The sequence below is a fragment of the Actinotignum sp. UMB0459 genome, assembly GCF_051905915.1.
Classification (GTDB): domain Bacteria; phylum Actinomycetota; class Actinomycetes; order Actinomycetales; family Actinomycetaceae; genus Actinotignum; species Actinotignum sanguinis.
This window is the reverse complement of the sequence record NZ_JBQAIK010000017.1, coordinates 118,323-133,115: the sequence shown is the minus strand read 5'-3', so window position 1 is coordinate 133,115 and position 14,793 is coordinate 118,323. Positions and strand designations below refer to the sequence as shown.

The window sequence follows — 14,793 nt, the reverse complement described above, 5'->3', positions numbered from 1 at the left end:
TTGTGGGAACCAATTTTTATGTCGTACCCCTTTGGTAGCGTTAAGCCATGGTGACTACCCCTCTTGATCCCGGGCGGGACTACCGCGCGGTGTCGCGCAAACTCTTCACGGTGCGGTGGATTATCGCCGCGTGCTTCTGGCTCGTGCTCCTCATCGCGCTCGCGGTGCTCGGAATTATTGTGCGCCCCGAACCGCTCGCCTATTACGCGCCGCTTCTCGGGCTGCCCGTCCTCGGGTTCCTGATTCACCTGCGGATCCTGTCCCGGCAGGTGAATCACCTCGGTTATGCGATGGATGACATTGCGCTGCGCCTGTGCCGCGGGATTATGTTCCGCCGCATTGATGTGGTCCCTTACGGGCGTATTCAAACGGTGGATGTGCAATCTGGGCCGCTGCTGCGCCGCTTTGGGCTCGCCAAAGTCACCCTCCATACCGCCTCCATGGAAACGGATGCGGGCATTCCCGGCCTTCCTACCGCAGAAGCTGATGCCGTGCGCGAACGTCTCCTCCACCTCGGCGTGGCCGAAATGGAAGGGGTCTAAATGGCAGGCCCTGAAACATCCCCGGAATCGGGCATCGCGCAGGGAACAACCGGCGTGGTATCGGCCGCGCCCGGTGAACTGCCGGGCGTAACGAACGCGCTGCCCGCAGCGCCTGGCGCGCTACCCACAGCGCCCGGAGTGAGCGCCACGGCTATATCGGGCACCTGGCAGCCGGTCTCGAAATGGACACCGTGGAGCTCGCTGCTCTCGCTGTGGTTCTTTGTCATCGTAGGTGGCGGCTATATTGCGATCAAACGCCTGGAAGATACTGATTCACCCGGAATTGTCTGGAGTGAATTTGTGGATCTGCTCCGTTCTTTCTGGCTGATTGCGGTGGGCATAGCGGTGGGTGTCACCCTCATCACCGGGATTATCGCGGCTATCCAATGGCGCCATATGGCCTGGATGTTCGATGCTGATGGGGTGCATATGCGCAGCGGTGTGCTGTTCAAACAACACCGCCACGTGCGCTGGGATCGCATCCAAAGTGTGGATGTCACTCAAAAACTGCTTGCCCGGCTGGTGCGCCAAGCCAGCCTCAGCATTACCTCGGGTGGAGAAAAAGTAGAGATCGGGTGGCTGGCACTTCACGAAGCGGAAAAGCTCCGGCCGCTCGTCCTCGCCCTGGCGGAAAAAATGCGCAGCGGAGAAAACACCGAAGTCCCCGATCTTGCCACCGTGAGCAGGGCGCAGGCACACCCGCCGCTCTACGCCATGTCCGGGCGGCGTTTCCTCGCCTCCCTGGTGCTCTCCCCGCGGATTATCCTGGCCGTCATCACGGTGGCCGGTTCGGTGATCAGCTACCTGGTCACCGAAGAAGGAGGATCATTCGCCCTTCTCTTCCTCATTATCGCGTTGGTGTGGCAGCCCATTAGCTCCCTGCAAGCCAATTGGCAGGCCCGAATCGCGCCCAATGCCGAAGGAATTGAAAAACAAGAGGGGCTTTTCTCCCGGCGTACCCTCGCCCTGCCCCAGCATCGCGTCCACGCCCTATCGTTCAAGAAACCCAATCTCTGGCCCGGCTGGTGGAAACTACAAGCCTGCGTTATGTCAGGTTCGCTCCTTGAAGCAACCCAAACCGCAAACGACGCACTGGTCCCGGTAGGCACAGTTGAGGACGTGCTCACCGTTGCCCGCGAACTCGGCTTCGCGGAGGGTGCTACCGCACCCGGCAGCGGTGCGGATGCGGTGCCGGAAGCTGCCGGTATTGCGGGAACTACCAATCCTGTGCCGGAAACAGCATTGCAAACCACGCCGGAAACCGCACTCCAAACCGCATTGCAAACCACCCCGCAAACGGGCGTGCCCAACGCCGCGCAGCTACGTACCTACCTGCTGGATGATGGCGCCCTACCCGGGTTCATCCCCAATCCGCGCTCCTCGCGCTGGCTGGATCCCATCGGGTGGAAACGCTCCGGAATCTTCGTGGGCGACGATGTCATTATTATGCGGCGGGGCTGGTTCTGGTACCGCGAAGTAACAATCCTGCTGCGCGAACACTACCAATCAGCGATTATTAGCCAAGGACCGCTAGAACGCCGTTTCCAACTGGCCACCCTGCGTTGGGGAACCGTGGGAATGGCGGTGGAAGCCCGCGCCAAACACATGGACAGCGCCACCGCCAGCCAGATCCTCACCACCACGGTGAGTGATCGCGGGCAGGTGCCGCGCGGCTGGCACCCCGAATTACCCCCGGCTGGCAGCGCCGCGCCCCGGAGGGAATGACAATAGTCCCGGGTCGGGCCGCAGCCCGGTTCCCGAAAGTGATTTCTTCCCGGTACAAGAGTGAAACACGTCGCGTAGCCGCACTTTTATATTTTTCTACATCTAGGATTATTCCTATGCTTAATATCTACGGCCCGGGTGGTATTGGTGGGCTCATCGCGGGGGTTCTCGCGCACAACGGTCAAAAAGTCGCGGTTGTTGCTACCGAGCGCACCGCCGATGCTATTAACCGCAACGGAATTGTCATTAAATCCAAGCGGTTCGGTAATTTCACCGCGCAGGTGCCGGCGCTAACCAGCCCGGCCCGCGGTAGCGAAATCCTGCTCTGCACCAAGGCATACACCCTCCCCAGTATCGAAAAATCCATTCGTTCAGCCCGCCCCAAAGAAGTGGGGGCGCTCTTCAATGGTTTCGATCACGCCCGTGCCATCCACACCCTCACCGAAGGGGAATCCTGGTCCGGCTCCGTCTATACGATTAGCGAACGGACCGCGCCCGGAGTTATTGAACACACCTCCCAATTCCTCAAAGTAGAAATGCCCGACACCGCCATGGACGGCGAAATCGCACGGGTGCTCCTCAACGGCGGAATTGACGTATTCTTCCGCGGTACCGAAAACCAAGTGCTGTGGCGCAAACTCCGCAACCAATGCGCCATGGCCCTGCTGACCGGCGCCACCGGGCTACCCATCGGCCGCGCCATGGAACGCGCCCCGGAACTTACCGAAGCGATGTGCACCGAACTGGCCCGCATCGCCACCATGGAGAAAGTACCCACCCGCCCCGCGGAAATTCACGCCTGGCTGCGTCGCCTCGCTCCCGATGCGCACTCCTCGCTTTCGCGTGACCTGCGGGACGGCAACCGCACCGAAATTCACTCCCTGGGCACCGCGGTCCTCGAAGAAGCCGCCCGCCTCGGAGTCCCAGCCCCGGCCATCACCGCCGCGCTCTCCGCTATCGATGATCGGTTGCGGGGCCGCAAGTGACACCCGGCCGGATGGCCATAGGGATCATCTCGGCCGGAAAAGTCGGAAGCGTCCTCGGCGCTGCCCTGCGGGCCGCCGGCCACACCGTCATCGGTGCGGTGGCCCGCAGCAGCACCAGCCGTGAACACCTCGACGCCCTCCTTCCCGCAGTACCCGCGCGCGAAACTGAATACTTACTGGCCCGCGCGGATCTCATCCTCCTCGCGCTGCCCGACGCCGCCCTGCCCGGCGTCGTGGAACACGCCGCCGGGCAGGGATGGTGGCGCCCCGGCCAGCTCGTCATCCACACCAGCGCGCGTTTCGGCACGGGCGTACTCCGGGACGCGGCCGCTGCCGGCGCCCTCACCCTCGCCCTCCACCCGGCCCTGACCTTCACCGGGACCTCCCTCGATATGCGCCAACTCATCGGCGCCACCTGGGCAGTCACCACCTCCGCGCCCCTCCTGCCCATCGGCATGGCCCTCGTGAGTGAACTCGGGGGAGAACCCAGCGCGCTCGCCGAAGAAAACCGTGGACTCTACACCGCGGCCCTCACCCACGCCTCCCGGCACACCGCACTCCTGGCCGGTCAAGTCCAGCGCATGCTCGAAGCCGCCGGCCTCGAACCCAGCTTCGCCCGCGGGCTCCAAGAACAGGCGCTCGCCATGGCCGACGCCGGTGTCGAACTCATCGCCCCGCCAGCTGGCGGCGTCGTCGCCACACATGAAGAAGACGCCCCCGCTCCGGACGATATTGCCGCTGTGGAAGCCCTGGCAGCTACCGGAAACTATCCTGATATTCCGCCTGTCTATCGGGTGATACGGGCCGCGTCACGTGACCGGGCGGCGCGGCGTCGTCTACCATGACCATGTGAGTGAATTTCTTGATAGTGAAACCCCGGAACAGATGCGTATCCGGCTGGAGAAGCGCGCCCGCCTGCTCGCGGAAGGAACCGAAGCCTACCCGGCCGAACTTCCCATCACCGCCACCATCCCGGACATCCGGGAAGAATACAGTGATATTGAAGCCGGCGAAGAACTAACCGAGACCTCGGTGGGCATCGCCGGGCGTGTCATGCTGTCCCGCACCGGCGGCAAAATTGCTTTCGCCACCCTGCAAGACGGGCGCGGGAACCGCCTCCAGGTGATTCTCTCCCTCGCGCACGTGGGTGAAGAACGGCTGGCCGCCTACAAACAAGATGTTGACCTGGGCGATTTCATTTTCGTATCCGGGCACGTGGGGGCCTCCAAGCGTGGCGAACTCTCCGTTTTCGCCCACGAATGGCAGATGGCCTCCAAGGCCCTGCGCCCCCTCCCCAAGATCTACCAGAACGAAGCCGGCGAAGACGTTGCCCTCAACGAAGAATCGCGGGTGCGGATGCGCCACCTCGACCTCATCACCCGCCCGGCCGCCCGTGATATGGTGCGGCTGCGCGCCGGGGTTATGAAGTCGCTGCGCGCCAATTTTGACCGCCGCAGCTACGTGGAAATCGAAACCCCGATTCTGCAGCCCATCCACGGCGGTGCCGCGGCCCGGCCCTTCCAGACGCATATTAATGCCTATGATGAGGACCTCTACCTGCGCATTGCTACCGAGCTTTACCTCAAGCGCGCGGTGGTAGGCGGCGTGGATCGCGTTTTCGAAATCGGGCGGAACTTCCGCAACGAAGGTGCGGACTCCACCCACTCCCCGGAATTTACCGCGCTCGAGGCCTACCAGGCCTACGCCACCTACGATACGATGGCCGAGCTCACCCGGAATCTCGTCCAGCAGGCATGCCTGGACACCCTGGGCACCACCACCGTCACCCTGAATGACGGCACCGAATATGACCTGGGTGGCGAATGGCAGAAACTCGATCTTTACGAATCTGTCTCCGCGGCCGTGGGTGAAGAAATCACCGTGGACACCCCGCGCGAACGCCTCGAAGCTCTCGCGGAAGCCCGCGATATCGCGGTTGCGCCTTTCTGGGTGAACGGCAAAATCGTGGAAGAACTCTTCGAAGAATTGTGCGGGGACCAGCTCTACGCACCCACCTTCGTGTACGACTTCCCCGAGGACACCTCCCCGCTCACCCGCCCGCACCGCACCAAGAAGGGCCTGACCGAAAAATGGGACCTGTATGTGCGGGGCATGGAACTGGGCACCGCCTATTCCGAGCTGGCCGACCCGGTTATCCAGCGCGAACGCCTCACCCAGCAATCCATCGAAGCTGCTAACGGCGACCCGGAAGCCATGCAGCTCGATGAGGACTTCCTCGCCGCCATGGAACAGGGCTTCCCGCCCACCGGCGGCATGGGGATGGGCATCGACCGCCTCCTCACCGCCATGACCGGCCTGGGGATCCGCGAAACGATCACCTTCCCCTTCATTAAACCCGGGAAGTAACCCGGCCCGCTGGGGAAGTAACCCGGCCCGTCAGGAAAACAACCCGGCCCGAAAATAGTTTTTCGGTACGACGACGCCCGCGCCGCGGAGGCCCAACCCCCGCGGCGCGGTAGTGTATCTGGCCAACATTAGATTGCCCACTAAAAGAAACATGATGAATTTTCCTATTTATTTTCCGGCTTGTGCGCGGTAATCTTCCAAGTAGTTCGGTGCCACGCCCGGCCTGCCGAACCCTGTTTCCCGTGTGCAAAGGTGCCCGCCCATGAAGAAAACTGACACCATTTTCCAGGTCATCAAACTCCTGCTCGGTCTTGTCATCGCGGCAGCCCTCGTGAAATTCGCATTTTTCCCCAACCAACGCAGCTCCGCGGAACTCGTGGCCCAGGGGGATTTCACCATCCCGACGGTGGTGGCCATGCCGGGGGATATCGATAATTCCCTCACGCTTGATGCCACCGTCATGCGGAATCCGGCCACCCCCGTGCGGGCCACCGCCACCGGCACCGTAGATGTGGTCGATGTCAAGGCGGGCGCCGTCGTCAATGAAGGCGACCGGTTGCTACGTATCCGCCACGAGGAAGAAAAAACCACCGCCGCCACCGTGGAAACTTTTGAGGACGGCACCGAAGTGGAAGTGCCCGGTGAGCCCTATATCGAAGTGAGTTACGTGAATGTGCTCGCCCCGGTGAGCGGCACCGTGGCGGTGGATGTGCTCGTGGGGCAGCCGGTAGCTATCGGGGAAAGCATCGGCTCCATCACCCCGGCTACGTACCACGCTCGGGTGAGCGTGAAACCTGAACAGCTTTACTCGCTGGCCTCGCTGCCGCCGGCCGGGCAGCTCGCGGTCACGAATGGCCCGGCGCCTTTCGACTGCACGAATCTGCGCACGGTCACGGAGAAAACGGGTGCGGGAGCGGGCCTGAGCGGTAAAGAAGCCGAGGCGCGCGGCCTGGATAGCGCCAGCGGTACCGTGCAGCCGGCCCTCATCTGCGATATCCCCGCCGAACAGCAGGTGTATGACGGTTCGGCCGCGAAACTCACCATCCCGGGGAGCAATACCACCGGGGTGCTCACCGTGCCGGTCAGCGCGGTGGAGGGGCGTTTCCGCGAGGGGGTGGTCTACCTGCCCGCGGCGGACGGCGGAAAACCCACGAAGCGCACCGTGCAGCTCGGAGTGACGGACGGGCGCCAGATCCAGATCACCGGCGGGCTGGAAGAAGGCGAAGAAATCCTCCAGTACGTGCCGGCCGCGCAGCCCACGCCCGACCCGATGATGGGGATGTGATGTTAGAGCTTGAGCAGGTGACCCGCACCGTCACTCTCCCCAACGGCCGCCCCCTGCCAATTTTGCGCGGGGTGGATCTGCGCATTGAGCGCGGGGAATACGTGGCGATTATGGGCCAATCCGGAACGGGGAAATCCACCCTCCTCAATATCATCGGGATGCTCGACCTGCCCGATACCGGCTCCTATCGTTTCGAGGGCCGCGATGTGGCGGAGCTGAGTGAATCGGCGCGCGCTCACCTGCGCGGCTCCCTCTTCGGTTTCGTTTTCCAGCAGTTCAATCTTTTCCGTGGCCGCACCGCCGCGCAAAACGTGGAAGTGCCGCTGCTGTATTCGGATACCGCCACTATTTTTCGACGCCGCAGCCTCGCCGCCCAGATGCTAGACCGGGTGGGATTAGGGGATCGCCTGGATGCGATGCCCTCCCAGCTCTCGGGTGGGGAACAGCAACGGGTGGCCCTCGCCCGGGCGCTCGTGCGCCGCCCCCAGGTTCTTCTCGCGGATGAACCTACCGGCGCCCTCGATGTCGATACCGCGGGGCGGGTTATGGATCTCATGGAAAGTATGGCGCGGGAAAATAACGCCACCTTCATTATGATCACCCACGATCCGAAAGTGGCCGCCCGCGCGGATCGCCGTTTCACCATCCACGATGGGCTCGTCTGGCCGGAGGAAAAATGACACGCATTTTCGGGGCCGTTCTCGAAGCCTGGGAAGAAATTCGAGTGGATCGCGGGCGGGTTATTCTCTCCCTCGTTGGAGTGGCGGCCGCGGTGTGGGCAATGGCAACCGTTCTCGCCCTGGGCCAGCTTATTAGCGCCGCCGGGGAACACCAGCTCGCCCAGTGGGATGGCAAACCCGGCACCGTCAATATCGGGGTGTACCGCACCGGCGGGGAGGACCCCTCCGATCCGTACGCGCAGCCTTATGCCGACCCCTATGCCAATCCGTACGCCAATCCCGCGGCGGCGCCCACCGGTGCGCAGCTGGGGACCCTGGCCGGCGCCCAGGCCAGTGAGGATGTTTTCGGCACCACCGTGGCCGAGTACATGGAGAGTGCCGGGGCGAATTATTGGACGCGCTCGCGTATCTCCTATGTGTCCCTCGCCTTCCCGCCGGTGGTGGCGGGGGCCGGTGGCGCCGATATGCAGAATCTGGACGGTTGGGAATCGGAGAGCATGGCCGGAGCGGAAGCCGGCGGCGAGCTGGAAAGCGCCGGCGGCAGCTCGGTAGCGGGCGCCGAAGCCGTGGGGGATGGTTCCGCTAGTACCGAGTTCGGTGCGGGCGGCATCCCCGGGTACGGGATGATGGAGCAGAATTACGAAATGCTCGCGGTGGATCCGGCTTACGGCCCGCTTTTTGACGTGCAGCTCACCCGCGGGCGCTGGCTAACAGAAGCGGACGGTGAGCGGCTCATGAACCCCACCGTGGTCAATGAAATGCTCTACAAAGAAATGGGAGAGCCTTCGCTGGCCAGCTACCCGCAGCTTGCGCTTTCCGGACCCACCGGGGTGCGGATGACGGTGGTCGGGGTGGTTGCGGACCGCTCGCGCTGGGATAGCCCGCGCCTGCACGTGCCGTATGAGAGCATGGCCGCCGCCGCGATGACCCAACTATCACCCATGGATTCCGCCACCGTTTCGGTGCTGGTGCCCCGCGGGGAAGAAGGGGAGGCCCAGAAGGTCCTTGTTTCCGTGCTCCAGGGCCGCCTCGGCAAAAACTACCAGGTAGAAGGCCAGTTCATCGAAAGCCAGATGCGCGGCCAGGAATCCACCGAACGTCAGGTCACCGCGATTATCGCGGCCATCGGCGGGATCGTGATTCTGGTGGGCGCCCTCGGCCTGCTTACTGTCTCCATCGTCACGATGAAGCAGCGGGTGCGGGAAATGGGGATCCGCCGCGCGATGGGCGCCTCCGCGCGCCGTATCTTCACCTCGGTGTTCTTGGAATCCGTGGTGGCGACGACGGCGGCCGGTTTCATCGGGGTGATTGCCTCGATTGTCACCATTCGAACCGCGCCCCTCGCCCGGTGGCTCGATCTGCCCTTCTCGGTGGATAGCGTGGGATACCCGGTGCTGGCCGCCTTTATTGGCCTGGCGATATCCGCCGGGGTGGGAGCGCTGTGCGGAATCATCCCGGCCACCATGGCGCTGCGCATCAAGCCCATTGACGCCATTCGCTTCTAGGTGGGAGCGCGGCGGACTAGGCTACAGCTATGAAGGTACTTCTCCCCAATAGCTTTGACCTTTCCCTCCCGCCCGAAGAAGGCGTCACCTGGGTGACTTTTGACGTGAGTGCACCCATCCCGGAAGAACACCGCGATGCTGAGGCCCTCGTGGTCTGGTTGGACCCCCATGCGGCTGAGCACGTGGCCCAGCTCCCGCACCTCAAACTCATTCAGGGCATGATGGCCGGTGCGGAAAGCCTGCACGCCACCAACCCGCCCGCGGGAGTTATCCTCGCCACCGCGAACGGTTTGCATGATGCCACCGTCTCCGAACACGCCATCGCGCTCGCGCTCTACCTGGTGCGGGACTTGCGCATCGCCACCGAAGAACAGGATAACCACCGCTGGTCACGCGACCGGATCTTCTTCACCGAGCTGCGCCCCGGCGGGCGCCTGACCAGCCTGCTTGGCGCTCAGGTGACCATTTGGGGCTACGGGCATATCGGGCGCCACCTCGCCGGGATGCTTAAAGCTTTCGGGGCGCGGGTGCGCGGCCTGGCTACGTCCCGGCGCACCGAGGGTGATATTGAGGTGTACGACGGCGCTAACCTCGCCCAGCGCGATGAGGTGCTGGCCGATACCGATGTCCTCATTCTCATCCTCCCCGCCACCGAGGCCACCGCCAATGTTGTGGATGCGAGCGTTTTCGCGGCTCTGCCTGAGCGCGCCGTCGTCGTTAATGTGGGGCGTGGGAAAACTGTCAAGGAAGATGACTTGGCTGCCGCGCTGCGCGAAGGAAAAATTGCGGGCGCCGGCTTGGATGTTACGGCTACCGAGCCGCTGCCCGCGGATTCACCGCTGTGGGATCTGGCCACGATTATTACCCCGCATACGGCCGGCGGGCGGCCTGTGGGTGCCGAGGAGTTGATCCTCGCCAATGTGCGGGCGCTGCGCGAGGGAGGGGAGTTTATTAACCGGGAGGCATAAACTGCCGCGGAGCCTCAGCGGGCCGCGCGGCTCGGCTGTGCGGCCCGCGATAGCGCCTGTGCCGCGGGCCGCGCCGCGCAGCACAACCGACAAGAACCCGCCGGGCACTACCACCCGGCGGCAATAGTGCGCTACACTCCTTAAACTGACATACAGTTCAGCTCAAGGAGGAGTAGTGATGTCATCACATGAGGAAACGCGGCAGGGCAGGCCCGCCGCCGAATCTGAGGACACTAGCGCACAGTTCGCTGCCGCGCACCCGGACACTTTCGCGCAGTACCTCAAGCGGCGCGGCATGGTGTTCTTCGTGGCCTACCTCGGCTACGTATGTGCGTACCTGGTCCGCAATAATTTCAAACTCCGCTCCGAAGCCCTGCGCCTGGAGAACGACTGGAGCCTGCCGCAAATCGGCCTGGTTCTCACCATGTTCACCATCACCTACGGCTTCGGGAAATTCTTTATGGGGATGCTGTCCGACCGCGTCTCCCTGCGCCGCATTTTTGCCGGCTGCCTGGGGCTTTCCGCGATCCTGTGCATCGCCATTGGCTTCACCACGAACTTCTACCTGCTCGCGGTGCTCATGTTCCTGCTCGGCTGCGCGCAGGGGGCGCTGGCGCCCTCATCCATGGCGATGATCGCGAACTGGTACCCGAATAAAACACGCGGTTCCGGTATCGCGATCTGGAATACCTCGCAAAACCTGGGCGGGGCGCTGCTGCCCCTCATGATTACCTGGCTGCTGGCCCTGGGTGGGCCCAGCGGCGGGGCGATTGCCTTCTGGGGCCCGGGCCTGGTGGTCTTCGGTTTGTCCATCTTCTTCTGGAAGTACGGCGGGGACCGCCCCGAAGCCGAAGGAATGCCCACCCTGCGCCAGATCTACGGCAAGGCCGGCGAACCGAATACCGACGAAACTCCCGACGAAAGCTACTGGCATATCCTCGTGCGTTTCGTTTTCACCTCCCCGCTGGTCCTCACTGTGGCTTTTATCAACGCCGCGCTCTACTTCCTGCGGTTCGGGGTGCTCAACTGGATGCCGGCCTTCCTCGGCACCGAAATGGGCTTCACGGAAGCCCAGTACTCCACCGCCTTCTCGGTGCTGGAATGGATCGCCATTCCCGGATCCTTCCTCTTCGCTTGGATTTCCGTCAAGCTTCCCAACCGTCAGTCCGTGGTGGGCTTCCTCGGGCTGCTGTGCCTGGCTGGCCTTATCTGGGTCTACATGGGCAACGACAATTACGTGGTGCTCCTCATTGTTTCTGGGCTTATGGGGGCACTCATTTACGGCCCGCAGTTGATCGTCAATATCCTCACCCTCAACTTCGTGCCGCTCAAGGCGGCCGGGGTGGCGGTCGGTTTCGTGGGGCTCTTCGGTTACATCGTTGGTGAGATGGGCGCCAACCTTATTATGCCGATCCTCGCTGAACGCTTCTCCTGGGCGGCGTCCTTCACGTTGCTCGCCGGGATCGCGGTGGCGGCCGGGGTTATGTACCTCTCCTTGTCGCGGCGCGAACAGGCTGTGGTGCAGGCATAATAGTTGCCGCAGCATAATTTATTACGACGACGCCGGCGCGGGGCCCGAGGATTAGGGCCCCGCGCGGGTGTGCTGGAAGCCAGCTAGCTGCGCCGTCGTTCTTAAAAACGCAGGCTGCGCATTTCCGGACCCCGCAAACTCGCGTAGCCGGCCGCGCAGATGAGGGCGGTAAGAGCGAGGCTCGTGTAGGCGACCGTCCAGCCGTAGCTGGTCACCAGGTGGGGGATAAGGAAATTCGCGAGGGTTTCGCCGGCCAGGTAGCCGGCCGCCCCCACCACCCCGGTGGCCGCGCCCGCCACATTATCGGGAACGAGCGACAGGGTAAGCATATTAATACTCACCTGCGGTCCGTAAATGAGGGCGCCCAGCAGTAGCGCTCCGGCCACCGAAGAACTGCTAAAAGCCAGGTGGGGCCAAGCGACGAGTACCACGGCGAGGGCAAGCATCGCTTTCATGGCGGCGGAGGAGGCCCGGTTGGGGTGGCGGGCCGCGTAGGCACCGAAGGCGAAAGAAGCCGGGATGGCGGCCAATTCGGCGCCCGCCAAGGCGATTTCTCCGTCGTGGTCGGTGGCGTGCTCGGCGGCGAAAATAACCACCCAGTTAATAACGCCGAAGCGGATGCAATACAGCAGGGTATTAATGCCGACCAGGGTGAGGATCCAGCGGTTGGTGAGGACGGCCCGCACCACCGTAGGCCAGTAGCCATCCGCGCGGGTGTTCAACTGCGGGGTACCGGCCGAACCGAACAGCATGGTGAGAGTGGGGAGGCCCTGGCGCCAGGGGCGGTCGGCACCGGTGCGGTAAGCCCATATTCCCACCGCGATGGTGAGCAGTCCGGGAATGAGGAAAATATGGAAACGGGCCAGGTGCCAGCCGGTGAGTGCCCCGGCTAGCAGCGGGAGCAAGGCGGCCCCGAGGTTCTGGGAAGTATTCCAGATCGCCACCCGTGCACCGCGGGAAGAATTGGGATACCAGGCACCCAAGAGCACCAGGGCGGCCGGGGCAAGAGCCGATTGCACCAGCCCGTTCGCGAAGGTGAGGGCCGCGAGAGCGCGGGCGGAGCTGGGAATCCCGGTGAGGATGCATAGAATTCCCGATATGATGAGCGCCCCGCCGAAAAGGCGGCGCAGCGAGACGCGGTCCGCCACCATCCCGAAAATAATTTTCCCGGTCCCGTACGCGAGGGTGAAAGCGCTGAGCACAAAGCCGACCTGGTAGAGCGACCATCCCTCCTCCGTGACGAAACGGGCGGAGACCACTTTGAGGTTATTGCGGGTGGTGTAGGCAAACACATAGCCGATATACACGACGAGGAAAACGTGGGCACGCCAGCGGTAGTAATCCGGGGCCGGGGTGGGGCCCGGTGGGAACCGCGTGGCGGCCATCATCCCTCCTTTTGGTGTATGCGGCGCGTGGGCGCGTGGAAACTGGCATTCGCGCGGGCAACCTTGCCCACCCGCCGCCAGCTGGCGCACGCGATGGCGTAAAATCACATTGGAAACTGACAGTCAGTTTACCTAGGATAAGGCGAGAGCGGGTACTCGCCCCGCTTGTTATCCCGCGCGATGGAAAGGAGCGCTTATGGCTCGCCGGCTTGCCGATGATCTGGCTGACCACCTGCGCGAACGTATCCTTTCCGGAAATATCGCGCCGGGGGAGCGCCTGGCCGAAGCCGCGATTGCGGAGGAGTATTCGGTGGCGCGTTCCACCGCCCGCATCGCGGTGGAATCGCTTATCGCGGATGGATTAGTGGAGCGCGAAGCGCGTAAACACCCGCGGGTCGTGACCGTGCGCAGCTCCGAAATTCCGGAGATTGTGGCGCTCTTGGATATCAGTGAATCCCTGGCCCTGGCGCGGATTATGGCCGGCCACCCGGATCTGCGCCCGCTGCGCGCGGCCCGCGGGGAGCAACCCAGTCGGGTGCTGCACACCCTGGTGGAAGTGTCCGGTTCCAAACGCCTGGAAATACTCCACCGCCCGCTCACGTTCCACACTATTTTGTATGCGGCTAGCTGCGCTGATGCCGCTTCTCCGAATACCGGGGTGCGCGGCACCGATACCGGCCGCGCTCATACCAGCCATCCCGCGGTTGAAGATCCCGCCGTGGCTCAGTCTCAACATCAGCTGATTGACGCGGTTTTGCTCGGGCAGGAGAGCGCCTGGGAGGCGCTACGCGCTTTGCAACGGGCGCGCCAGGCCCGGCTCGGCGTGGAGGCGGGCGCGGCGCTTTCGGGTACCGGCGGCGTTAGCCAGCAAAAGGCAAGGTAGGCTGGCCGGCTACCGGTCCGTCCATCCACCACAGTGCTCCCGCGCCCCGCGAATCATCATTTTCGCGCGAGACGGTCACGAAAACATCCTTGCCGTCCTTCCCGCCCAGGGTTACCGCGGTGGTCCCGGTGACCGGGAGTTGGTATTCCTGCACGGTCTGTCCGCTCGGATCAAGTACGCGGATGATTCCAGCCCGGTTGAGGGCTACCCACACACTTCCTTCGCTATCCACAGTCAGCCCGTCCGGGCTCGCGCCTTCCACGCGGTGGAAGTCGCTGCGGTGGTGGAGGTTGCCTGCGTCGTCGACCTCAAAAACAGAAATGGCGCGCGTGGAGGTGTCGATGTAGTAGGCGCGGGTGCGGTCTGGCGAAAAGCCGATGCCGTTCGAGGTGGTGACCGAATCCAGCACCACGCTGACCTCGAGGGCGGGGGAGATACGGTAGAGACGCGCGGTACCGCGGGTGGTGGCATCGCGCGTATACGGCATGGAGCCGGCGTAGAGGTAGCCCCACGGGTCCGCGGTGCCTTCGTTCATGCGGTAAGCCGGGCTGTTCCACAGGGTGGTGGCTTCGCGCGGGGCGGCCGTGGCGGTATCGGCTAAGGCCAGGCCGCGTTCGGTGGCGACGACGTAACCTCCGCCGGTGCGCGGGCGCACAAATGCTGCGATTTTCGAGCCGGTGGCCAGGCGATCCACCCCGCCATCGCTACGCAGGGTAAGCAGATCGCCGGCGAGCATATCCACGAAACGCAGCCCGCCCCAGGAACTCGACCACACCGGGCCTTCGGCGTGGAAAGCAACCACGTCGGTAATTTGTTCAAAAGCCATGGTCTCCAGCGTAGGCGAGCGCGCCGAGGCTGGCTAGCCGCACACGGTAGCGCGCCGAGGCTGGCTAGCCGCACACGGGTAGTGCGCCGGGTCTAGTTAGCCGCACACGG

The 14,793-nt window shown here is 63.5% G+C and carries 13 protein-coding genes; 11 read left to right on the top strand and 2 right to left on the bottom strand.

All coding sequences use genetic code 11. From position 1 onward, the window contains the following. The first annotated feature begins 47 nt into the window (after positions 1–47). The 10 genes from ACTFPK_RS06815 to ACTFPK_RS06770 all read left to right on the top strand — a co-directional run bounded on the left by ACTFPK_RS06815 (position 48) and on the right by ACTFPK_RS06770 (position 11,589). Positions 48–542 (top strand): PH domain-containing protein, encoded by a 495-nt coding sequence (locus tag ACTFPK_RS06815; RefSeq protein WP_016441806.1) that lies wholly within the window; start codon positions 48–50, stop codon positions 540–542. After that, positions 543–2,267, top strand: coding sequence for a PH domain-containing protein (locus tag ACTFPK_RS06810; protein WP_016441805.1), 1,725 nt, complete (start codon positions 543–545; stop codon positions 2,265–2,267). A 116-nt stretch (positions 2,268–2,383) separates the two neighbouring features. After that, positions 2,384–3,253, top strand: coding sequence for a ketopantoate reductase family protein (locus ACTFPK_RS06805; RefSeq protein WP_016441804.1), 870 nt, complete (start codon positions 2,384–2,386; stop codon positions 3,251–3,253). 11 nt (positions 3,254–3,264) lie between these two features. Beyond that, entirely contained in the window at positions 3,265–4,098 is an 834-nt protein-coding gene (locus tag ACTFPK_RS06800) for a Rossmann-like and DUF2520 domain-containing protein (RefSeq protein ID WP_439911352.1), read from the top strand. 40 nt (positions 4,099–4,138) lie between these two features. Beyond that, a complete protein-coding gene (lysS, locus tag ACTFPK_RS06795; protein ID WP_051106981.1) occupies positions 4,139–5,620 on the top strand; it encodes a lysine--tRNA ligase in 1,482 nt (493 codons plus the stop codon). A 262-nt stretch (positions 5,621–5,882) separates the two neighbouring features. Continuing rightward, complete coding sequence (locus ACTFPK_RS06790; protein ID WP_016441800.1) at positions 5,883–6,905, top strand: hypothetical protein; 1,023 nt, start codon at positions 5,883–5,885, stop codon at positions 6,903–6,905. Then, on the top strand, positions 6,905–7,585 hold the full coding sequence (locus ACTFPK_RS06785; protein ID WP_016441799.1) for an ABC transporter ATP-binding protein: 681 nt from the start codon (positions 6,905–6,907) through the stop codon (positions 7,583–7,585). The genes ACTFPK_RS06790 and ACTFPK_RS06785 overlap by 1 nt, the downstream gene beginning before the upstream one ends. Continuing rightward, the gene (locus tag ACTFPK_RS06780) at positions 7,582–9,090 is read left to right on the top strand and encodes an ABC transporter permease (protein WP_016441798.1); all 1,509 of its coding nucleotides are present in this window, start codon (positions 7,582–7,584) and stop codon (positions 9,088–9,090) included. The genes ACTFPK_RS06785 and ACTFPK_RS06780 overlap by 4 nt, the downstream gene beginning before the upstream one ends. A gap of 29 nt (positions 9,091–9,119) precedes the next feature. After that, entirely contained in the window at positions 9,120–10,058 is a 939-nt protein-coding gene (locus tag ACTFPK_RS06775) for an NAD(P)-dependent oxidoreductase (RefSeq protein WP_016441797.1), read from the top strand. A gap of 178 nt (positions 10,059–10,236) precedes the next feature. Beyond that, the gene (locus tag ACTFPK_RS06770) at positions 10,237–11,589 is read left to right on the top strand and encodes an MFS transporter (protein ID WP_016441796.1); all 1,353 of its coding nucleotides are present in this window, start codon (positions 10,237–10,239) and stop codon (positions 11,587–11,589) included. 101 nt (positions 11,590–11,690) lie between these two features. On the opposite strand, the gene ACTFPK_RS06765 is transcribed toward ACTFPK_RS06770, so the two are convergent. Next, complete coding sequence (locus ACTFPK_RS06765) at positions 11,691–12,974, bottom strand: MFS transporter (RefSeq protein WP_274732391.1); 1,284 nt, start codon at positions 12,972–12,974, stop codon at positions 11,691–11,693. A 196-nt stretch (positions 12,975–13,170) separates the two neighbouring features. Here ACTFPK_RS06765 and ACTFPK_RS06760 point away from each other — a divergent pair, with 196 nt between their 5' ends. Continuing rightward, positions 13,171–13,857: a GntR family transcriptional regulator gene (locus tag ACTFPK_RS06760; RefSeq protein ID WP_016441794.1), complete on the top strand. Its 687-nt coding sequence runs from the start codon at positions 13,171–13,173 to the stop codon at positions 13,855–13,857. On the opposite strand, the gene ACTFPK_RS06755 is transcribed toward ACTFPK_RS06760, so the two are convergent. After that, positions 13,835–14,683 carry an SMP-30/gluconolactonase/LRE family protein gene (locus ACTFPK_RS06755; RefSeq protein ID WP_016441793.1) on the bottom strand — a complete coding sequence of 283 codons (849 nt, stop codon included), beginning with the start codon at positions 14,681–14,683 and terminating at the stop codon, positions 13,835–13,837. The genes ACTFPK_RS06760 and ACTFPK_RS06755 overlap by 23 nt on opposite strands. Positions 14,684–14,793: the final 110 nt, after the last annotated feature.

Excerpts from the sequence above, each read along its gene's own strand:
- ACTFPK_RS06755 (WP_016441793.1), bottom strand. The coding sequence starts at position 14,683 with ATGGCTTTTGAACAAATTACCGACGTGGTTGCTTTCCACGCCGAAGGC.
- ACTFPK_RS06765 (WP_274732391.1), bottom strand. The coding sequence starts at position 12,974 with ATGGCCGCCACGCGGTTCCCACCGGGCCCCACCCCGGCCCCGGATTAC.
- ACTFPK_RS06800 (WP_439911352.1), top strand. The coding sequence starts at position 3,265 with ATGGCCATAGGGATCATCTCGGCCGGAAAAGTCGGAAGCGTCCTCGGC.
- ACTFPK_RS06760 (WP_016441794.1), top strand. The coding sequence starts at position 13,171 with ATGGCTCGCCGGCTTGCCGATGATCTGGCTGACCACCTGCGCGAACGT.
- ACTFPK_RS06775 (WP_016441797.1), top strand. The coding sequence starts at position 9,120 with ATGAAGGTACTTCTCCCCAATAGCTTTGACCTTTCCCTCCCGCCCGAA.
- lysS (WP_051106981.1), top strand. The coding sequence starts at position 4,139 with ATGCGTATCCGGCTGGAGAAGCGCGCCCGCCTGCTCGCGGAAGGAACC.
- ACTFPK_RS06805 (WP_016441804.1), top strand. The coding sequence starts at position 2,384 with ATGCTTAATATCTACGGCCCGGGTGGTATTGGTGGGCTCATCGCGGGG.
- ACTFPK_RS06790 (WP_016441800.1), top strand. The coding sequence starts at position 5,883 with ATGAAGAAAACTGACACCATTTTCCAGGTCATCAAACTCCTGCTCGGT.
- ACTFPK_RS06810 (WP_016441805.1), top strand. The coding sequence starts at position 543 with ATGGCAGGCCCTGAAACATCCCCGGAATCGGGCATCGCGCAGGGAACA.
- ACTFPK_RS06815 (WP_016441806.1), top strand. The coding sequence starts at position 48 with ATGGTGACTACCCCTCTTGATCCCGGGCGGGACTACCGCGCGGTGTCG.
- ACTFPK_RS06780 (WP_016441798.1), top strand. The coding sequence starts at position 7,582 with ATGACACGCATTTTCGGGGCCGTTCTCGAAGCCTGGGAAGAAATTCGA.
- ACTFPK_RS06770 (WP_016441796.1), top strand. The coding sequence starts at position 10,237 with ATGTCATCACATGAGGAAACGCGGCAGGGCAGGCCCGCCGCCGAATCT.
- ACTFPK_RS06785 (WP_016441799.1), top strand. The coding sequence starts at position 6,905 with ATGTTAGAGCTTGAGCAGGTGACCCGCACCGTCACTCTCCCCAACGGC.